Origin of the sequence: Arthrobacter sp. UYEF36 (assembly GCF_040547025.1) — a bacterium.
Classification (GTDB): Bacteria; Actinomycetota; Actinomycetes; order Actinomycetales; family Micrococcaceae; genus Arthrobacter.
On sequence record NZ_JBEPOX010000013.1, the window covers coordinates 68,284 to 87,601 of the forward strand.

Annotated in this window: 17 protein-coding genes; 12 read left to right on the top strand and 5 right to left on the bottom strand. The window is 64.9% G+C overall.

All coding sequences use genetic code 11. The features are described from left to right. Positions 1-11: 11 nt before the first annotated feature. Complete coding sequence (locus tag ABIB29_RS17475) at positions 12-224, top strand: hypothetical protein (RefSeq protein WP_354174076.1); 213 nt, start codon at positions 12-14, stop codon at positions 222-224. A 213-nt stretch (positions 225-437) separates the two neighbouring features. Here ABIB29_RS17475 and ABIB29_RS17480 read toward each other — a convergent pair whose 3' ends face one another. Further along, complete coding sequence (locus ABIB29_RS17480) at positions 438-809, bottom strand: ArsR/SmtB family transcription factor (RefSeq protein WP_354174077.1); 372 nt, start codon at positions 807-809, stop codon at positions 438-440. Further along, a complete protein-coding gene (locus tag ABIB29_RS17485) occupies positions 806-2,056 on the bottom strand; it encodes an MFS transporter (protein WP_354174078.1) in 1,251 nt (416 codons plus the stop codon). Before ABIB29_RS17485 ends, ABIB29_RS17480 begins: the two co-directional genes overlap by 4 nt. 236 nt (positions 2,057-2,292) lie before the next feature. On the opposite strand from ABIB29_RS17485, the gene ABIB29_RS17490 reads away from it, so the two are divergent. Further along, positions 2,293-2,469, top strand: coding sequence for a hypothetical protein (locus ABIB29_RS17490; RefSeq protein WP_354174079.1), 177 nt, complete (start codon positions 2,293-2,295; stop codon positions 2,467-2,469). Between the two features lie 211 nt (positions 2,470-2,680). On the opposite strand, the gene ABIB29_RS17495 is transcribed toward ABIB29_RS17490, so the two are convergent. Together ABIB29_RS17495 and ABIB29_RS17500 are read right to left on the bottom strand one after the other, a co-directional pair. Continuing rightward, entirely contained in the window at positions 2,681-3,961 is a 1,281-nt protein-coding gene (locus ABIB29_RS17495) for an MFS transporter (RefSeq protein WP_354174080.1), read from the bottom strand. Further along, positions 3,958-5,352, bottom strand: a complete 1,395-nt coding sequence (locus tag ABIB29_RS17500; protein WP_354174081.1) for an MBL fold metallo-hydrolase — start codon at positions 5,350-5,352, stop codon at positions 3,958-3,960. Before ABIB29_RS17500 ends, ABIB29_RS17495 begins: the two co-directional genes overlap by 4 nt. Before the next feature lie 107 nt (positions 5,353-5,459). Here ABIB29_RS17500 and ABIB29_RS17505 point away from each other — a divergent pair, with 107 nt between their 5' ends. The 6 genes from ABIB29_RS17505 to ABIB29_RS17530 all read left to right on the top strand — a co-directional run bounded on the left by ABIB29_RS17505 (position 5,460) and on the right by ABIB29_RS17530 (position 13,460). Further along, positions 5,460-6,140 (top strand): ArsR/SmtB family transcription factor, encoded by a 681-nt coding sequence (locus tag ABIB29_RS17505; protein WP_354174082.1) that lies wholly within the window; start codon positions 5,460-5,462, stop codon positions 6,138-6,140. Between the two features lie 74 nt (positions 6,141-6,214). Beyond that, on the top strand, positions 6,215-6,565 hold the full coding sequence (locus ABIB29_RS17510; protein ID WP_354174083.1) for a DsrE/DsrF/TusD sulfur relay family protein: 351 nt from the start codon (positions 6,215-6,217) through the stop codon (positions 6,563-6,565). A 348-nt stretch (positions 6,566-6,913) separates the two neighbouring features. Next, positions 6,914-7,486 (top strand): recombinase family protein, encoded by a 573-nt coding sequence (locus ABIB29_RS17515; RefSeq protein WP_354174084.1) that lies wholly within the window; start codon positions 6,914-6,916, stop codon positions 7,484-7,486. Between the two features lie 180 nt (positions 7,487-7,666). Beyond that, positions 7,667-7,945 carry a hypothetical protein gene (locus ABIB29_RS17520; protein ID WP_253033799.1) on the top strand — a complete coding sequence of 93 codons (279 nt, stop codon included), beginning with the start codon at positions 7,667-7,669 and terminating at the stop codon, positions 7,943-7,945. A 209-nt stretch (positions 7,946-8,154) separates the two neighbouring features. Beyond that, positions 8,155-13,050: a helicase-like domain-containing protein gene (locus tag ABIB29_RS17525; protein ID WP_354174085.1), complete on the top strand. Its 4,896-nt coding sequence runs from the start codon at positions 8,155-8,157 to the stop codon at positions 13,048-13,050. A 119-nt stretch (positions 13,051-13,169) separates the two neighbouring features. Continuing rightward, positions 13,170-13,460 carry a helix-turn-helix domain-containing protein gene (locus ABIB29_RS17530; RefSeq protein WP_354174086.1) on the top strand — a complete coding sequence of 97 codons (291 nt, stop codon included), beginning with the start codon at positions 13,170-13,172 and terminating at the stop codon, positions 13,458-13,460. Positions 13,461-13,796: 336 nt separating this feature from the next. Here ABIB29_RS17530 and ABIB29_RS17535 read toward each other — a convergent pair whose 3' ends face one another. Beyond that, complete coding sequence (locus ABIB29_RS17535) at positions 13,797-14,096, bottom strand: hypothetical protein (protein WP_354157463.1); 300 nt, start codon at positions 14,094-14,096, stop codon at positions 13,797-13,799. Between the two features lie 223 nt (positions 14,097-14,319). Here ABIB29_RS17535 and mobC point away from each other — a divergent pair, with 223 nt between their 5' ends. The 4 genes from mobC to ABIB29_RS17555 all read left to right on the top strand — a co-directional run bounded on the left by mobC (position 14,320) and on the right by ABIB29_RS17555 (position 18,757). After that, a complete protein-coding gene (gene mobC, locus ABIB29_RS17540; protein WP_354174087.1) occupies positions 14,320-14,712 on the top strand; it encodes a plasmid mobilization relaxosome protein MobC in 393 nt (130 codons plus the stop codon). Positions 14,713-14,714: 2 nt separating this feature from the next. Continuing rightward, positions 14,715-16,355, top strand: coding sequence for a relaxase/mobilization nuclease domain-containing protein (locus ABIB29_RS17545; protein ID WP_354174088.1), 1,641 nt, complete (start codon positions 14,715-14,717; stop codon positions 16,353-16,355). Between the two features lie 30 nt (positions 16,356-16,385). After that, entirely contained in the window at positions 16,386-17,615 is a 1,230-nt protein-coding gene (locus tag ABIB29_RS17550) for a hypothetical protein (protein ID WP_354174089.1), read from the top strand. 305 nt (positions 17,616-17,920) lie between these two features. After that, positions 17,921-18,757, top strand: coding sequence for an alpha/beta fold hydrolase (locus tag ABIB29_RS17555; RefSeq protein WP_354174090.1), 837 nt, complete (start codon positions 17,921-17,923; stop codon positions 18,755-18,757). The last annotated feature ends 561 nt before the right edge of the window (positions 18,758-19,318 follow it).

Consider the following 19,318-nt stretch of genomic DNA (forward strand, 5'->3'; position numbering starts at 1 on the left):
CGACCGCGGCCATGGACCTCCGCCTCATCTCCCGGGTGCTGTTCCTGCGGGCCGCATGGCGGAGGCGGGACCACTGGGACGCAGCCCAAATCACTGCCCACCAGGACCAGGCCCTGCGGGAGCTGCGCCGCGCAGCCTACGCCGGCTCAGAGTTCTACCGGCGCTATCACGCCGGACTGCACGATGCCCCTCTGAGCCAAGCTGCCGTCCGTGACGAAAACTGACCTGATGGACCAACGTCCACGAGGCCGTCACGACACCGGACCAGAGCCTGGCGGATCTGGAGAACCATTTTCGGTCCCTGACGCAGTCTGGATGTGGGGCCGCGGAGGTTTCCGGCGCTGCGGCGAGTTCCAGAACGGCAGCGGTACCGCGCCGGAGCGAGGGAACGGCAAGGGTGCCACGGCCCGTACGGGAGTGGCACCCGGCGGCAGGGGTCAGTCGTGGGTGGGTTCGCCGGTGATCCGGTGGTCGGCGTGGTTGATGGTTTCGCGGATGAGCCGGACGAGGTGTCCGTCGTGGAGGGAGTAGATGACGTGGCGGCCGTCTTTGCGGGTGTCCACGAGTCCGCTGAGGCGCAGTTTGGCCAGGTGCTGGCTGGCCACGGTCCGCGGCACCCCGGCTGCCGCGGTGAGTTCGGTAACGGTCTTGGGGCCTTCGGCGAGCTGCCAGAGCAGGTGCAGGCGGGTCGGTTCGGCGAGCATCCGCAACGTCCCGGCGGCGGTTTCCAGCAGTTGCGGTCCCGGGGTGACCGGATGGACCAGGGACGGAACGTCGGGGGCGGGTGCGCTGTCAGGTTGACTGCTCAACGTGCTGCTCCTTCTCTCTCCGCTTCCTTGGCTGCTGCGGCGTCGCGCCGTGGCCAGGACAGGAATGCACCTGCACTGCCTATCATCGCAATAATTGTCAGCGCCACGGCAGCCCAGCCCAAACCGGCCATCGCCCCAACCCACCCGGCAAGCGGATACGTCAGGATGTAGCAGGCGTGGGAGAGGGAGAACTGGGCCGTGAACACGTATGGCCGGGTCTCCTCCGTAGACGCCTCCTGCAACAGGCGCGCGGAGGGTGTGAGGATGGTGGAGTTCGCGGCGCCGAGCAGGAACCACAGGCTCAGCAGCAGCCACCAGCCCGACCCGGGGACGCCCAGCAGCGTCAGCGCCGCCGCGCCGGCCAGGACAAACGGAATGACGGCGGCGCCGGTGAGCATCACGGCACGGTCACCGAACCGGTCCAGGACCCGTGGCGCAGAGAGGGCCACAATCATCGACCCGACGCCGAAGCAGGCCAGGGCCAGCGCCAGGTCCGTGTCGGGACGGTGCAGGACGTCCCGGACGTAGACGACCGTGTTGACCAGGACCAATGCCGTCGGCGCCGCGACAACGAGGTTCAGGGCCAGCAGGGACCGCAGGCGGCGGTTCCGCCAGAAAATCCGGGTACCCAGGGTCGTCCGGTGCCACAGCGACGTCTGCGGCGCCACGGAAACGGTGACACGCGGCAGGACGGTGATCGCGACCATAAACGCTGAGAAGACGAACCCCGCGACGGTGCCGATGAAGAGGTTGTTATAGCTGACCAGGGTCAGCAGCAGTGCAGCGATGGCCGGACTGACCAGGGCCTCCATGTCATACGCGAGCCGGGACAGTGACAGTGCCCGCGTGTAGTCCCGCTCATCCTTCAGGATGGTCGGAATCAGGGACTGGAACGCAGGGGTAAACGTCGCCGACGCACTCTGCAGCAGGAAGATCACGATGTAGATCTGCCACACATCGGTGATGAACGGCAGGCACAGCGCCATCACGGCACGGATCAGGTCCGCCCCGATCAGGACCCGCTTCTTCGGCCACCGCGCCACGAGGGCATTGATCACCGGGGCCAGACCCACATAGGCCAGCATCTTGATCGTCAAAGCAGTACCGAGCACCGCGCCGGCACTGCTGCCGGCCAGATCGTAAGCCAGCAGCCCCAGAGCGACGGTGAGCAGTCCGGTGCCGATCAGGGCCACGATCTGCGCGGCGAACAGCCGCCGGTAAGCCACATTCCGCAGAACAGACAACATCAGCCAAACCCCTTAGGTACATATGTGCACGTATATGCACTCATCATAGACGATTGCTTTCATCCCACTCGGCCGACGTAAGTTCCAGACACGGGGAGGCATGCCTTTATCTACCCGTCGCCCGAATCCGGGCTCAGGTCAGGCCACCAGGTGCCGAGCGTGGAAAGGGTGCAGGGGCTGTTCCGCCGTGAGCGCATGCGCACCATGAGGATCCGTACTACTCCCATGCCCACCTGATGACCGCGCGCGAGTTGGAGGCCCTGCTGCGCGGGGCAGGTTTCACTCCGGAGGACTCCCGGCAGGTCCTCGTCGGTCCCGACGGCGCACCCGTGGTGCGGCCCGGTGCCGGGGAAGGGTTGTTCTGCGTGCTCCGGGCCCGCGCTGCGGGTGCGGCAAGTCACGTCCAGGGATAGCGAACAAAAGGACGGGCCTCTCACCGGTGCCACTGCAATGCGATCCCCGTGACCGGGGCCGGCAAGCCGTTCGGTCATTGCCTGCTGCTCATCTTCGAGAGAACGCCGCCATACATAAATGGCCGATAGTCACACCGCTCCACTGCGCAGTGTGTTTTGCCGTCAGACTCTGGTCTGTGGCGTTTCAGCGCGGGAAACGCGGGTCATGGACTCAGGCGGCAGGGTGGTGGTCGGTGCCTCGCATACGGACGGCCACGAGGAGACCTGACAGGGCTGTGAGTCCTGCGACGACGCCGACGGCGGCCGGGATGCCGTACGCGTCGGCGATGATGCCGGAGAGCAGCGCGCCGACGGCGAAGCCGCCGTCGCGCCACAGCCGGTAGATGCCGACGGAGCGGGCCCGCCATTCCGGGTGCGCGACGTCGCCGATGGCCGCGAGCAGCGTGGGGTACACCATCGCCGTGCCGAGGCCGAGAAGGACGGCGGCGGCCAGCCAGATCCCGAAGTCCTGGCCGACGGCGATCATCGCCAGGGCGGCGGCCTGGAGGAGCATGCCGCCGACGATCAGCCATTTCCGGCCGTATTTGTCCGACATTGCGCCGGTGACGAGCTGCGCTGCGCCCCAGACGGCGGGGTAGACGGCGGCGAGGATGCCGATCTTTTCGATGGTCAGTCCGGCGGCGGCGAACAGGACGGGGAACAGTCCCCAGGCCAGGCCGTCGTTGAGGTTGTTGACCATGCCGGCCTGGCTGACCGAGGACAGTGACTTGTCCCGGAAGCTGGTGAGGGTGAAGATTTCCCGGTTGCTCAGTTGCCCGTGGGCGTTGGCGTGGGCCGACGTATGGTTGGCGGCTTCCAGCTTCGCGTGGCCCCGGGTTTCCTTCACGGCGAAGACCGAAAGGCCAAGACCGAGCGCGATGTAGGCGGCGCCGAGCAGGAACGGTCCGGGCCGCAGGCCGTAGGTGGCGGCGATGTAGCCGGTGGCCAGGGCGGTGCCGGCGACGCCGAGGTAGCCGGCCGCTTCATTCAGGCCCATGGCGAACCCGCGGCGCTCCGGACCGACGAGGTCCATTTTCATCATGACGGTGGTGGACCAGGTGAGGCCCTGGCTGATGCCCAGGATCACGTTGGCCGCCACGATCCAGCCCCAGGAGGGTCCAAAGATCAGCATCAGCGGGACGGGCAGGGCGATGACCCAGCCGGCGACCAGGACGGGTTTGCGGCCGAAGCGGTCCGAGAGGGTGCCGGCGAAGTAGTTGGTGGCGGCCTTGGCGAGGCCAAAGGCCAGGATGTAGGTCAGCGCGGACGTGTAGAGGTCGAGGTGGAATACCTGCCCGGCCAGCAGCGGCAGGACGGTGCGTTCCTGGCCCAGGGTGCCGCCGACAAGTGCGTTGACGGCGACCAGGAGCACGAACTGGGCCAGGTTCTGCCGCAGGCCCAGCGTGATTCCGGTGCGGCCTGGTTTTCCAGTGGTGGTGCTGTGGTTGCTCATTTGGCCGCCGCCAGATCCGTACCGGTTTCGACGGCGCCGCCCGTTGCGGCCGCCCAGTCGGCGGGTCCGCCATTGAATACTGCGATACCGGTGCGACCGGATCCGGCGAGGATGCTCGCCCCGCCCATCGCGCGTTCGCCATGCCCGCACATCACGATGACCGGCCCGGCCGGTACAGCGGCGAGATTGTCGGCGAGGTAGCCGAGTTCGATGTTGACCGCACCCGGGACGTGCCCTGCCGCGTATTCACCGGACTGGCGGATATCGAGGACTGTTTCCCCGGCCTGCAGGCGTTCGATCATTTGCCCGGGCTCGAGCAGGGCCACTTCTTCCGTGCCGGTGTGTGCCCGGGTCCAGGCGGGGTAGCCGCCTTCCAGTTCCCCGGCAAGGGTGTCGAATCCGACCTTAGCGGCGGCGGTGGCGATGTCGGTCGGGTCCTGTTCCGGGGAACGGACGATGACCACGAGCCGGTCCGGGGTGGCGAGCCATCCGAGCCAGGTGGCGAAGACCGGACGGAAAGGGATCGAGAGGGAGCCTGGGACGTGGCCGGCGCCGTAGTCTGCCGGCTGGCGGGCGTCGATGACCTGCGCGCCGTCCGCGATGAGCGCCGCAACGGCAGCCGCGGACAGGGGCGCGAGGCGGGGCTGTTCGTGCAGGACGGCCGGGCCGCGCTTGTTGATTTCCCCCAGCCGGAGGAAGTACTCGGGAAAGGTCCCCAGCGTTCCCAGCAGGGCATCGACGAAGGCGTCTTCGCCGTGGACTTGCAGCAGCGGGTTGGTGGCGCGTTCGGCGCCGATGGTGGTGACCCGGTCACCGCTGCCGCCGGCGGAGCAGAAGGAGCCGGCTCCGTGGGTGGGCCAGACGGGGGTGGTGTCAGGGAAATCCATCAGGCGCTGCAGGGACCGGTACTGTGCCCGGGCCAGGGGTACCGTCATGTCCGGGCTGACCAGGTCGGTGCGCCCGGCGGTGCCCACCATCAGGGACCCTCCCGTGAAGATTCCGGCCAGGACCCTGTCGTCCAGCAGCAGGTACGACAGGTGCTCGGGAGAGTGCCCCGGGGTGTGCAGAGCCTGCAGGGTGAACCGGCCCATGTCAACGCTTTGCCCGTCGGTGAGCCCGGTGTGGGCGAAGCCGAGGTGACCGACCTCTGGGGCCAGCACGGTGGCGCCGTCAATCTCGGCGAGCTCGGCGACGCCGGAGATGAAATCGGCGTGCAAGTGGGTTTCCACCGCGTAAGCGATGCTCAATCCGCGTCGGGACGCTTCGGCGCGGACCTGGCGCAGGTCACGCTCCGGATCCATGACAAGAGCGCGGCCCTCACCGAGGTCGAGCAGGTACGTGGAGTTGCCCAGTCCCTCGTCCACGACGGGGATCAGATTCAAGGGGCCCATGGTTCTCATTCCTTCCGCACCGGGGCGTTTCCCGGCGGTGGACTGGTATTCCAGATATACATGGAATAGTATTTGTTCCAGTATTACATGGATCTTTGGAGGAGCAAGTGGGAGACAAGGCCAGGAAATCGGAACTCTTCGAAGAGTTCGCCCGGGTAGGCAAGGCCCTTGCCAACGGCAAGCGGCTGGAACTGCTGGACCTGCTGAGTCAGGGGGAACGGAGCGTGGAGACCCTTGCGGCCGCCGCCGGGCTGGGGCTAAGCACGGCCTCGGCGCACCTGCAGGCCCTGCGCCAGGCCGGACTGGTGACCACCCGGCGGGACGGCAACCGGATCCACTATGACCTCGCCGGCCCCGATATCCTCCAGCTCTACAGCCTGCTCCGGTCAGTTGCACAGGAACATGTGACGGGGGTCGAATCCAAACGCATCGCCTACCTCGGGCTGGAAGGCGCACGGGCCGACGACGAGGAAGTCACGCGCGAAGACCTCCTGACCCGGGCCGGCGCGGGAACGGTGACAGTGCTCGATGTGCGCCCCGACGAGGAGTTTGGTGCTGCCCACATCCCCGGGGCCCTCTCCATCCCGCTCGAACAACTCCGCGACAGGCTCTCCGAACTACCCGAGGACGGCGAAATCGTCGCCTACTGCCGCGGCGCCTACTGCGTCCTGGCCTATGAGGCGGTGGACCTGCTGCGTTCCGCCGGCCGCAGCGCCTCCCGGCTGAACGAAGGAATGCTGGAATGGAGACTCCGCGGACTGCCGGTGGCAACAGGCCGGGCAGCCTGAGACCGGTGGCGCAACAACCCGAAGCCATCCTTGCCACCCGGTACACAAATTTAACGAACGCAAAAGTCTCCCCCATGAAGATCCTGATGATCATCAACGGTGCCGCCTACGGCCAGGACGCCACCTACAACGCGCTGCGGCTCGCCAAAACCCTCGCCCGGCGCGATAACGCTTCCCTGCAGATCTTCCTCATGGGCGACGGCGTCACCGCCGCCATGGCAGGACAGAAAACCCCGGACGGCTACTACAAACTGGACAGGATGCTGACCGACACGGCCCGACACGGCGCGCAGATAGGATGCTGCAGCACCTGTATGGACGCCCGCGGCATCACCGACGAACTTCTCATACCGGAAGCCCGGCGTTCCACCATGAACGAACTCGCCGACTGGACCATCGAGGCGGACAAAGTACTCGTCTTCTAGGTCGTATTCAGAGTCGAAAGCCATCGAAGCAACGCTTGCCCGCCTAGCCTGACGCGCTCAATTCATAATTCGCAGGGCCCCCGATTTTCTGCTCAGGAGATTCTCCGTAGCCTGACCAGGCGCAGGCTGATCCCGGCGGCGAACATCAGGGGTCAGGGCTCGATTTACCTAAGGGAGCACCGTCTTAACCTGAGTGCAGACGACTTCTGAAACTGACACCAAAAATTCGGTTTTGCCAGTGCTAGGCTGTGTCAGAACTCGACTACGAAATCTACGGGCCAGCTGTTGGTCAAAACTCCGTGGGTGACGGTTTTTGAATGACGGAAGGGGAGTGCGTTGGCTACGTTGATGGGTTACGCCCGAGTGAGCACTACTGAGCAGTCGGTGGACTTGCAGCTGGATGCGTTGAACGCTGCCGGGTGCTTCCGGATCTGGACAGATTTCGCGTCCGGTGCGACGGCGGAACGGCCGCAGTGGCAGGAGTGCCTGGACCACCTCCAGCCGGGGAACATCCTGGTGGTCAACGATTTATCCCGGCTCGGCAGAAACACGGCCGACCTCGCCGGCATCGTGAAAACGCTGGCCGACCGGCACATTGGCCTCCGGTCACTGACGGAGACCTGGCTGGACACCACCACGTCCCAGGGCGTGCTGATGTTTCACTTCTTCTCCGCCATCGCCGAGTACGAGCGGAACCGCCTGCGTGAACGGACCATGGCCGGCCTTGCAGCGGCGAAAGCCCGCGGCCGCGTCGGCGGGCGGCCGACCAAAATGACGCCGGACAAGGCAGCCACCGCGCACCGGATGCGTGGCGAGAGGCGGACGATCAGCGCCATCGCCAAGACCATTGAAGTCAGCGAGGCCACCGTGGTGCGTGAGCTCGCGCGGCAGCGGAAGAGCCTGCAGGTACCGCAGGGGTAGGGGTGCGGCTGTTAATCCTCCGGTGCCTTCGCTAGCGTGGAGGCAAACGGAGGGGGACGGCGCACATGGCACCGAGGAAATCTAAGAACCACATTGAGGGTCAGCTGAGTCTGGAGTCTTTGTGGGCCGAACCGGAAGAGGTAGTCAATGAACGAGCACGGCAGACACGCCATGGAAACCATGAAGAATCACGACCCGGAGAGCTTCGCGCAGATAGCGGACCCCGAGACACACTTTTCGACTTTGGGGGAGGAGATCCAGCAGGCGATCTGGGACCTCAGCGAACAGCTGACACCAACCAGGGGATCGGAACCGCCGCTGGAGTACATCGGGCTGGCGAACATGGCCAAGCTCCGGGCACGCGAAATGGTGTACCAGGAGATGATCTACGCCAGCCTTCCCGCGGAGCCGGAGGAGATGGAGCCGACCTACGGGGCCCAGGAGGACGAGGAGAGCTAGAGGCCGAACCTCAGCCGGAGTCGGCAGCGGTTGCGGCGGCCGGACGGTTCCGCCCAGCATCCCAGACTGACCTTGCCCCCTCGGGACAGAAAGCCCGCTTCGCAGCAAACGTAGAAGCAATCCGCATCGTCCGGGAGCTGGAGGACCAGCAGAGGCCGGCCACCGAGGCAGAACAGCGTTCCCTGGCGCGATGGTCCAGCTGGGGAGCGGTGCCCCAGCTGTTCGATAAGGCCGAATGGGCGGCCGAGCGCGCCCAGCTGCAGGAAGTCCTGAGCGAGCGCGAGTACGCCGCAGCGTCGCGGACCACGACGAACGCGTATTACACCGACGCCGCCCTGGTGAAGGAAATCTGGTCCGCCGTCGACCGGCTCGGCTTCACCGGGGGAGAGGTGCTGGAACCCGGATCCGGCGCGGGAACGTTCATTGGTTTGGCCCCGGAAGGCGCCCGGATGACCGGCGTGGAGCTTGATCCGCTGACAGCCTCAATTTCCCGAGGCCTTTACCCAGGCGCGACGATCCGCAGCGAGTCCTTCGCGGACACCCCGATCAAGACCAACTCCTTTGACCTCGCCGTCGGCAACGTCCCGTTCAGCAAGAACACGCTTTACGACAAGACCCACAACGCCGACTCCCGGCACTCCATGCACAACCACTTCATCCTCAAGAGCCTGGCCGCAGTGAAACCCGGCGGCTACGTCGCCGTGCTGACCTCCAGCTTCACCCTGGACGCAACCAACCCCACCTCGAGGCGGGAGATGAGCGCCATGGCGGATCTGGTGGGAGCCGTGCGTCTGCCTACCGGCGCCCACCGGCGAGCAGCGGGCACCGAAGCACTCACTGACCTGCTGCTGCTGCGCAAGCGCGAGCCTGGCCGGGAACCTGCCAACACGGACTGGGAAACTGTCGGGCCCGTCATCATCGACGGCCGCAACGTGAAGATCAACAACTACTTCGATCTGAACCCGCAAAACGTCCTCGGGCAGATCACCGTTGGGAACGGCATGTACGGCGAGGAAACCGTCAGCGTCAAAGCTGACGACCTCGCCGCCGTCCCGCAGCTGCTCGCCCAGCGGCTCGACGCCGTTGTCCAGGAAGCACTGGACCGCGGCCTGAACCACGCCCCTGCCCAGCTGGCCCCGGGGAAAACCCCAGCCGCACTCCTGCCGTCCACGGGGCAGGAATGGGACGGCACCATCACCGCCCAACAAGACGGAACCTTCACTGTTGCCCGTGCAGGGGAACAGGTTCCGTTCCCGGTACCCAAAGCACACGCAGCGGAGCTAAGCGACCTGTTGGGGATGCGGGACGGCGCACGCGCCCTGTTGGAGATGGAAGCTTCAGACAGCGAAGACACCCCGGCGATGGCGGCCCAACGAACCGCCCTGGCTGACCAGTACACGGCATATGCCGCCAAATATGGACCGCTCAACCGCTTCACGGAATCTGTCCGCACGGACAAAGAAACGGGCGAAGACATCATCACCCGCCGTGCAGCACCCGCCGTGCGGATCCTGCGCCAGACGGACCCCTTCGGCACTCTGCCGCCGGCCCTGGAGAGCTTCAACGAGGAGACGCAGACCGCGACACCCGCAGCTCTGCTTCAGCACCGACAGGTGGTGGCCCGCAAGCCACTCGTGGGTGCGGACACCGTAGACGAAGCCCTTGCCATCGCCCTGGACACCTACGGCGCCCCGGAGCTGGAACAGATCGCGGACCTGCTGGGCGTCACGGAAGAGGAAGCCCGCGAGCAGCTGGGCACGCTCGTGTTCGATGACCCGGAAACCGGCAAACTCGTCACAGCACCGGAATACCTGTCCGGGAACGTCCGGACCAAGCTCGAAGCTGCCCGCGCTGCGGCGGTCGAGGACGAGCGCCTGAGCGTGAACGTCACCGCACTGGAGGAAGTCCAACCGCCGAGGGTCGGCATGGAAGACGTCGAGGCGCGCATCGGTGCGGTCTGGATCTCCCCCGAGGAACACCAACGCTTCGTCCAGGACATCCTGGCCGATCCCAACGCCAGCGTGACCAGCGTCGGCAGCGGCATCTGGCGGGTCAAAGCCAACCGGGGAACAGTCCGTTCCACGAACGAGTGGGGAACGGGCCGCCGGCCCGCCCCGGACCTGCTGCAAAGCATCCTGGAACAAAAGAGCATTCAGGTCGAGGACAAGAACGAGGACGGCAAACCCGTCGCCAACCTCGAAGAAACCGAAGCAGCCCAGGAAAAGGCCGAGGCCCTGCAGGAACGTTTCGCCGAGTGGGTCTGGGAAGACCCCGAGCGTGCCAGCCGGCTCATTGACGAATACAACCGCCGCTTCAACTCCCTGGCCCTGCGCGACTACACCAAGGAAGGCGGCCGCCTGACCCTTCCGGGGCTCGCCAAGTCCTTCACCCCGCACCCGCACCAGCGCACCGCCGTGGCCCGCATCATCTCCGAACCGGCTGTGGGCCTCTTCCACGAAGTCGGGGCCGGCAAGACCGCCGAAATGGTGATTGGAGCGATGGAACTCAAACGCCTGGGCATGGCCTCCAAGCCCATGGTTGTCGTCCCGAACCACATGTTGGAGCAGTTCACCCGTGAGTGGCTGGAACTGTACCCGCAGGCCCGCCTGCTCTCGGCAGGGTCCGATGACATCAAGACCAACAGCGGAGACCTGGCCGCGCGCAGGCAGTTCGTCGCCCGCGCCGCGGCGAACGACTGGGACGGAATCATCATGACCCAGCAGGCCTTCAAGAGCATCGGCGTGAAAGCCGAAACCATTGAGGCCTACCAAGAGTCGATCATCGCCGACGTCCGGCAGACCATCGTCAACGCCCAGGCCGAAGGCGAAGACCGGACCACGGTGAAGAAGCTTGAAACGAAGCTCCAGGCCGAAGAAGAGCGCATGAAGAAGCTCATGGACACCGCACCGGACCTTGGACTGACATTCGAGGACACCGGGGTGGACTACCTGTTCGTGGACGAAGCCCACGACTACAAGAACCTGCGCACGGTCACCAATATCAAGGGCGCAGAAATCGCGGGCTCCATCCGGGCCACCGACATGCACCTGAAGCTCGAATACCTGCGCAGCACCCACGGGGAACGTGTCGTCACGATGGCAACCGGCACACCGATTGCCAACTCCATCACCGAAGCCCACGTCATGCAGCGCTACCTGCGCCCGGACCTGCTCCAGGCCGCCGGTGTGGAGAACTTCGACGTCTGGGGAGCGACATTCGGGGAAACCGTCACCGCCATCGAGATGGACGCCGGAGGGCGGCTGAAGAACAAGCCGCGTTTCGCGAAGTTCAAGAATGTCCCCGAAATGCTGCGGTCCTTCCACGTCTTCGCGGACGTGAAGCTCTCCGAAGACCTGACCTACCTCAAAAAACCGGACCTCGCCCGCCGCACCGGCGACGGGGAACGACAGCCGGAACTGGTGCTGATCCCGCAGCCGCCCGAACTGGCCGAATACATGAGGGGCCTCGCTGACCGGTTGGACTCCCTCTCCGGCTGGGCTGAGAAGGGCGCGGACAACGCCCTTTCTGTCTACAACGACGGCCGCAAAGCAGCGCTGGACCTGCGCATGGTCGGCATCGAACCCGAATCCGGGACGAAGCTGGACCATGTTGTGGCCAAGACCCTGAAAGTCTGGGAGGAGAACCGGGAGAACGAGTACGAAACCAGCTTCGAATCCGGGATCCCTTCGGCCAACAAGGGTGCGCTGCAGATCATTTTCTGCGACCTCAGCACGCCCTCCAAGAACACCGGTCCCGACGGCAAACCGGTCTGGACCGCCTACCAGCAGATCAAGGACCAGCTCGTTGTCGGAGGCATCCAGGCAGATCAGATCCGGTTCATCCAGGACGCGCCCAAGCCCGAGCAGAAAGCCCAGCTGTTCTCCCAATGCCGTACCGGGGAGGTGGCCGTGCTGATCGGCTCCACCGCCATGATGGGAACCGGCGCTAACGTCCAGCTCCGCGCCAAAGCGATCCACCACGTCACGTGCCCCTGGCGGCCGGCTGACTTGACCCAGCGCGACGGGCGCATCATCCGTCAACGGAACGCCAACGCGGAAGTCCACAACTTCCAGTACGCCACGGTCGGCAGCTATGACAGTGCCGCCTGGGACGGGATCCAGCGCAAGGCCACCATGATCCAGCAGGTTCTCCGCGGACGCCTCGACATCCGCGAGATCGAGGACGTTGGAGACCTTGCCCTCAACGCCGCACAGATCAAGGCAGCGACCAGCGGCAACCCTCTGGTGATGGAGAAGATCGAGGCCGACGCCGCCCGGACCAAACTCGAACGGCTCAAACGCGCCCACGAGAAAGGACAGAGCACCCTCTCCTGGACCAGGGCCGCGGCCGCAACCAGCATCACCAAAGCCGAAAACAAGCTGCCCGCACTGCAGGCAGCTCTCCCTCGCATCACCCCGACCGCAGGGGATGCCTTCACCGCGACCATCGACGGCAAGAGCTACACCAAACGCCCGGAGGCCGTCGCGGCCATCTCCGAATGGGTTCGTACTCACACGCCGGAGTACGGAAACTACTACCGCCAAAAGCAGGACCACGGCACGATGGCCACCCTCGGCGGCCACGAGTTGCAGGTCCGCAATGCGGCGGACGACTCGCGGCTTGGTTCTTACCAGGACCTCGCTGTCACCCTCAGAGACGTGCCGGCACCACCGCTTGTCTTTACCCGGCTGGAGCTGCTGGAAGGAAGCGCCGGGATTATCACCCGGCTGGAAAACAAAGTGACGGGGCTTCCCGATTACGAAGCCCAGCTGCGCCAAACCATCACGGAAAAGCAGGCGGTGCTTGCCGACGTCGAGAGCCAGGCTGGGAAACCCTTCAAGTACGAGGCCAAACTCGTCACCGCCCGCGCGAAGTGCGCGGAACTGGACGGGAAGCTCAGGGCATCCATTGAGCCACCGAAGCAGAACTCCGCCGACGCGCCTGACGTTGCGGATGTCGTCGATCCTGCACTGGCACGCTTTAGAAAGCTTCACGACGCCAGCTTCCCTACAGGCCCCAGCCCCAGTCGGCCATCACCGGCGTCAACCCAGGCACCTTCAACCAGACACCCACACCACGAGAGAAGCGGAGGGCTGGAACGATAGATCATCCGTCCGTCAAGAGCTGGGCTGGAATGACTCCGGAAGCTCCACGGCGACCGGATCCTCTGCCGCGGACATCACGCCAGGGACGAACTGCAACACCGGAACGAGGTGGACTGAGAATGCCGAAACGGACAGAGGACGTGACCGAGGAACCTGCGTCGACGACGGTACCGGTGTTCCCCAGGATGCTGACCCTGGAACAAGTTCAGGAGGTCCTGAACGTCAAAAGTGCACTGGTCTATTCGCTCGTTCGCAGCGGTGAGCTCCCCGCCGGGCAGTTCGGTGGACGGGGTGTGTGGAGGGTCCGGGAAAGTGACCTTGCGGAGAACATCGAGGCCGCGTTCGCGAAGACCGCAGAGCGCATCGCGGCCGGTCAGATCAAGGATGACGACGTCACCGCGGAAGACTAAAAGAACACGGATACGACGAAGGCCGGCACCTCGAAAAGGTGCCGGCCTTCGTCGTATCTGCCCACCGGAGCCGCATCTGGTCTATGGCTGAAAAGAGCCAGCCACAGCGCCCTGCCGACGTCGGAAGCGGCATGTCTTGGACCATGGGAAACGTTGCCGTTGGTGACCGGCCAGTTTCCAGGCTGTGCATGGCCGCCGGTCCCGCTGGTGAGGTGCGAGGCAGAGGTTCCCTGGCGGTTGTGTGCAGCCGATCAGCTGGGTCCCGTCGTCCCCATGTGTGCGGGAAAAGCAGCGGAGCGATTGGGCTTTTGCCGTGCCCATGGGGGCGAGGGGCTACTACTCAGGTCCGCCGGCAACCGGAACGGACTCCTGCGTGGTTTTCCGGCCACGCGGACGCCCGCCGGCCTTCTTGGCCGGAGCGTCCAGACCGAAGCCCCGCAGGTCCGATTCGGTCCAGTCTGCGCGCAACGCTGCCTGATAGTCCTTGGCATACTTCTGCTCAGCTGCGGCAAGCAGCTGGGCGGCCTCCTGAACCTCAACTCCGCTGGCGGCGGCCCTCTTGACGGCGTTCACTTTGGTGTCCCTGGCGGCGTCGATCTTCGCGGCGGCTTTAGCGGCAATGTCGTTGATATCCATACCCAAACCCTATCGGGCACGACCGACACCCCCAAAGCAGGTTTTCGGTGATCAAGCGCGAAAGGCGAAAGAACCCTCAAAGAAGACGGTTCGGAGCAAGCTATACACTTACACGGGTGTAAGTGGCATGTCGCGCTCGACACTGGCGGTCGGGTGCGGCACACTGGTCGGTGTGGTCCCCGGTTCGGGGTCGCTGCGCTGGGCCTTTGAAGGGATGAATTGAATGTCGGATGAGGGATTCACTCACCGTTTCAATCTGTCGCGCCGACGTCGGGAGAACACTCCCGCCGGCAGCAAGAAGCGCCGTGACCTGTGGGTCACTGTTGAAGAGGAAGCCGCGCTTGTCGCGAGGGCTGAGCGCGAGAAAGTCACTGTCCCGAACCTGCTGCTTACATCGGCATTGTCCGAGACCCAGGAAACGACTACCGAACGGCGTGCCGCCATCGCGGAACTGATGTCGCTGCACAATCTCCTGGCCCGTTCCTCCAACAACATCAACCAGCTCGCACGCCAGGCCAACGCTATGAGCGAGTTCCCCGACGAGGCGCACGAAGCGTTGAAGCACCTCCGGTCAGTGGCAATGCGGATCGACCGCACCATTGAGGGGTTGATGTAGGGATGATCCCGAACATCACCCGCGGTTCGCGCATGGGCGGGCTCATGGTTTACCTAGCGTCGACGGATGCCAACAAGACCAAGAACGCACACTCCGATCCGCACCTGGTGGCCGGCGATGCTGCGATCATGGCGTGGTACGACGACGGTGTCCTGGACCGTGACGATGCGCTTGCAATTGCCAAGCATCTTGACCAGCCGCGCAGGGCATATGACGTATCGGTTCAGATCAAGGACATGCAGTGGGATCTGGCCAAGAAGGAGCGCGTCCACGTCGGCTACAAGGACGCCAGCGTGTGGCACTGCTCGCTGAGTCTGCGCGCCGAAGGGGGCGCATTGACGGACCAGCAGTGGGGCGATATCGCCAATGATTTCGTGGACTCCATGGGCTTCACTGAAGCCAGCGGAAAGGCCCGCTGCCGGTGGGTTGCGGTCAACCACGGCACGAGTGAGAACGGCAACCACCATATCCACCTGGCCGTCTCCCTGGTCCGCGAAGACGGCACCAAAGCATCTACCCACGGCGACTACAAACGAGCACAGCAGACCTGCCGGGAACTGGAGGTCAAGTACGGGCTGGAACAGCTCTCCACCGTGCACGCCACCCGTGGCTACGACCGGGCGGAGAAGGCCACCGCTGTCCGGGACGAGCGGGAAATGCACCGCTCATCTTTGGCGCGGAAAGTGCGCGCCAGCGCCAGCGCCTCGGCCACCGAAGGTGAGTTCGTCCGGCGCGCCCGCGACACCGGCATGCTGGTCCGTCCGCGCTACGCGAAGAACACGACCGACGTCATTGTCGGGTACTCCGTGGCCGAACGTCCAAAGCAGGGCGAGCGGCCCATCTGGTTCGGCGGAGGGACACTTGCATCCGACCTGAAACTCGGCGCTTTGCGTGAAGAGTGGATGGACTCACCGCACCTGGCGACCGAAGCTGCAGCAGAGTGGAACGCAGCGGCCCGCAACAGGCGCACGGTGTCCAGGGCTGGCCCCGAGACCGGAACACCGCCGGCGGAAATGTGGGTGGAGTACACCCGCAACGCGACCGCGCTGGCGGATCAGTTGCGGACCATTCCGCGTGACGATCACGCGACCTGGGCGAAAGCAGCGAGGGAAGTATCAGGGGCGTTCGCGGCATGGTCCTACCGGCTTGAACCGACGCCGGGTCCGTTGGCGGCCACCGCCGCTGAACTGTCCCGCACCGCGCAGCTCCGCGCCCCACGGGAGCACAGCAAGCCTGTTGCTCTGCCGTCGATTGCCGGGACTGCCATGTTGTTCATGGCCGCTTCCAGTAAGAACAAGACGGCCGCCCAAACAGCACTCATGGTTCAGCTGATCAACACCGCCTTCGCCGTCTATGAGATGCATCAGCAGTCCGGACGAACCCGTGAGGCGCAGCGCATCCGGGCAGTGGTCGAGCAACAGCTTGCCCCGTTCACCGGCACCATGCCCAAGGCGGTGCTGGTGGGTGCGGAACAGCAGTCCGCGACGGAGGCAGCACTGCCGCCCAGGGCAATCGACATCGCCCGGCGCGGCATGGTCCCCATCCGCCCGGGATCAGCAGTGCCCGCAACGCCAACACCGGCGACGCCGGCCAAGACCTACCAGCCCAGCCGACGCGATTCCGGGCCGAGCCTGGACCGATAAGACTCACACCACTAGTTCAAGGGGAACACGATGAGTGAATCAGATGGAATGGACGACGTTGTGGACGGCGGGCTGCGGCAGTCGCTGATGATCGCCTCACGCATTGCCGAAACGCTGGCCCGCAGCCGGCAGGAATCCCAGCGGCAGCAGGAACACCAGGACGCCCAGACGGCGCACGAAGCGCAGGCCCGTCTCGCCGCCGAACGCAGCGCCGCCCACGCGGCGCTTGCCCCTGTGGAGAAGGACCAGTGGTGGGACAAGGCCCAGCCCCACGATATTGCCACGGCGCACGCAGTCGCTGAAGGCTGGAAAGACCACGACACCACCGCACTCGCCGCCTCGGAAAAGATCCGTCAGGAAGTGCTTACCCGCTACGGCATCGACACCCGCGACGTTGGCACGGACGCCGCTTACTTGGAGTCAGGGATCCAGACCGCCGCCACGGACAAGGCCCGGCAGGACGAGCTGTCCCGCAGCCAGGAAGAGGCACGCAAGGCGTCCGTAGAACACGAGAAGGCCATGCAGCTGCTCGCAGCGGCCCGCGCCGAAGAACTCCGCGCACAGGCCGCCAAGCTGGCCCCGGAAATGGAACGCCACCAGGTTCCCGTCGAGTACCTGGCCAACCCCGAACTGGCCCAGGCATTGCAGACCGCGCACAGTGCGAAGACCCCCGCAGCGGTGGCGGCCGCCGATGCCACCGTGCAGGAACGCCTGTTCCTCATCGGCAAGGACGGCATCAACGGTCCCGACATCGACCAGCTGCGCAAAGAGACCACCGCAAACGTCAACGGCGCCGGTGACTCCCACTTCGAGGACCCCGCGTTCGTCAAAGCCGCCAAGGACATGCACGAAGCCAAACTTCTGGCCGAGGGCGGCTTCACGGGCTCCGAACGGACGCCCGTGGAGCAGCGCTACGAACAAGCCGAAAAGGAACTCTTCGCCCGCATGGAGGGCATTGGCCGCGAGATCGAAAACCGCGTCACCGGGAACGACAGCAGCCGGCTCAAAGGCCAGGGCCTCAAAGTAGAGAGTACGTCGGCCGCCGGCTACGGCTCAGCCGAACACCACGAGAAGTTCGCTGAGACCCTGTCAAGCACCGGCGCGAACGAAAACCAGATACGCGGACGCCTCGCCGCAGCGCGCAGCGAAGGCACACACCCCAGCGCAGCAGTAACCACGGGCAAGGCCGCCAAGGCCAGGAAGACCGGAACTGGGGCAGCAGTTGGCTCTGAGAGGGGCAGGAATGGACCCAGCCGATAGTTCAGCGCTAACGAAGAAGGCGGTTGACTAAGACAGCCCGATTCAGGACCACTGAGGCGGGTGGATTTTTACGATTGTCGCAACTCCAGGGCGGTTAGTTGCGGGTGTTCCGGAGCTCAGCAAGCGCTCCTCTGCGGTTTCGTCGTGAGATGTTGTTTCGTATGTCAACATGGTGCAGGCACCCCTGCGCCGCCTCTGGCCAATTGATCAACCTATCGGGGGGACCCATCCAAAAGACAGCCTGCTGACGAATTAGCTAGAGTCGGCGTTGTACGCCGATCCCATCTCACAGTTGGAGGCTCTTCATGACTGAAGTTACTGCCCATCACGGCCTGTTCAAGGACACGAACCTGCACGTCGACGACACGGGGGGCACGGGCCGGCCGGTTGTCCTCATTCATGGGTGGCCCCTGTCGGGGGAATCCTTCGCAGCCCAGGTGCCTGCCCTGCAGGCCGCCGGTTACAGGGTGATTACCTATGACCGGCGGGGCTTCGGACGTAGTGACAAGCCCCGTACCGGCTACACCTACGACACGCTCACCGAAGACCTGCACGCCCTCCTCGAGGCACTTGAGCTTACTGACACGACCCTGGTCGGATTTTCCATGGGCGGCGGTGAAGTAGCCCGATACTTCACCAAGTACGGTACTGACCGGGTGCGCAGCGTCGTTTTCGCCGCCGCCGTCCCCCCGTACCTGATGCAAGGCCAGGACAACCCGGACGGGCCACTGACCAAGGACGCGGCAGCCGAGATGACTGCTGGCCTGACGAAGGACGAAGACTCCTTCTACGACGAGTTCACCCGTCAATTCTTCTCCGTCAACGGGGAGCTTAAAGTCACCGAGCAGCAGCGTCAGGAAGCCCTCCGGCTCTGCAAGCAGGCTGACAAGAAGGCGGCGCTGGCCTGCATGGAAGCTTTCGGCACAACCGACTTCCGCGGCGACCTGCCCCAGGTCACCGTCCCGGCCCTCATCCTGCACGGTGACGGCGACGGCACCGTGCCCTTCGAAGGATCCGGTGCCCGGACCCACGCAGCCCTGCCCGGCAGTGACCTGCACGTCCTCCGCGGCGCACCGCACGGCTGCAACGTGAGCCACCCCGATGAGTTCAACCAGGCACTGCTGACCTTCCTCCAGCAGTAGAAGTCCAGCGCTGCCGCGAGACATCACTGCAGCAAAGCGGGGTGAGGCGACCGCAAAGGGCGCCTCACCCTCGTCTCGGGGCTTTACCCCTGCGGACGCGATCGCTTACCTCATCGTGGTGGACCTCATGCTCCATGCCGTGAAGACGGCCGGTTCCGTGTACCCGATCGGCTGGGCGCTCAGTTCAGCAGCGGAGGGCCTCGCGAGCATCATCGCTCTGGCGGTTCACTGGATCCAGAACAATGTCCGAAGCTGCCGGAGGGCGGTCCCAGCAGCAACGGCTCGGCCCAGATCGCTGGGAATCTGTTCAGCGAGGCCGGGATCCGAGAGACGTTTTGAGTCGCTGCTTTCGGTCGACGACGCGTCCGCCTGAAAGCCGGCCCGGGCCTCCTTATGAATATTCCGGGGCCCGATCCGGCCGGCGCGTTGCGGGTGGCCGTGCATCCCCGGGACATACACCTGCTGATTTGAAAGGTGAAACCGCAGACCGGAGGGAAGGAGACCGACGCTCCCTTCCACCTGCTTGGGGTCTCAGGCTGTGAGTTGCGGGACGGCGGGATG

What these genes read in the sequence shown, in the direction of transcription:
- ABIB29_RS17475 (WP_354174076.1), top strand. Translation starts at nt 12, where the DNA reads ATGGACCTCCGCCTCATCTCCCGGGTGCTGTTCCTGCGGGCCGCATGG.
- ABIB29_RS17485 (WP_354174078.1), bottom strand. Translation starts at nt 2,056, where the DNA reads ATGTTGTCTGTTCTGCGGAATGTGGCTTACCGGCGGCTGTTCGCCGCG.
- ABIB29_RS17490 (WP_354174079.1), top strand. Translation starts at nt 2,293, where the DNA reads ATGACCGCGCGCGAGTTGGAGGCCCTGCTGCGCGGGGCAGGTTTCACT.
- ABIB29_RS17495 (WP_354174080.1), bottom strand. Translation starts at nt 3,961, where the DNA reads ATGAGCAACCACAGCACCACCACTGGAAAACCAGGCCGCACCGGAATC.
- ABIB29_RS17500 (WP_354174081.1), bottom strand. Translation starts at nt 5,352, where the DNA reads ATGGGCCCCTTGAATCTGATCCCCGTCGTGGACGAGGGACTGGGCAAC.
- ABIB29_RS17510 (WP_354174083.1), top strand. Translation starts at nt 6,215, where the DNA reads ATGAAGATCCTGATGATCATCAACGGTGCCGCCTACGGCCAGGACGCC.
- ABIB29_RS17515 (WP_354174084.1), top strand. Translation starts at nt 6,914, where the DNA reads ATGGGTTACGCCCGAGTGAGCACTACTGAGCAGTCGGTGGACTTGCAG.
- ABIB29_RS17520 (WP_253033799.1), top strand. Translation starts at nt 7,667, where the DNA reads ATGAAGAATCACGACCCGGAGAGCTTCGCGCAGATAGCGGACCCCGAG.
- ABIB29_RS17530 (WP_354174086.1), top strand. Translation starts at nt 13,170, where the DNA reads ATGCCGAAACGGACAGAGGACGTGACCGAGGAACCTGCGTCGACGACG.
- ABIB29_RS17535 (WP_354157463.1), bottom strand. Translation starts at nt 14,096, where the DNA reads ATGGATATCAACGACATTGCCGCTAAAGCCGCCGCGAAGATCGACGCC.
- mobC (WP_354174087.1), top strand. Translation starts at nt 14,320, where the DNA reads ATGTCGGATGAGGGATTCACTCACCGTTTCAATCTGTCGCGCCGACGT.
- ABIB29_RS17545 (WP_354174088.1), top strand. Translation starts at nt 14,715, where the DNA reads ATGATCCCGAACATCACCCGCGGTTCGCGCATGGGCGGGCTCATGGTT.
- ABIB29_RS17550 (WP_354174089.1), top strand. Translation starts at nt 16,386, where the DNA reads ATGAGTGAATCAGATGGAATGGACGACGTTGTGGACGGCGGGCTGCGG.
- ABIB29_RS17555 (WP_354174090.1), top strand. Translation starts at nt 17,921, where the DNA reads ATGACTGAAGTTACTGCCCATCACGGCCTGTTCAAGGACACGAACCTG.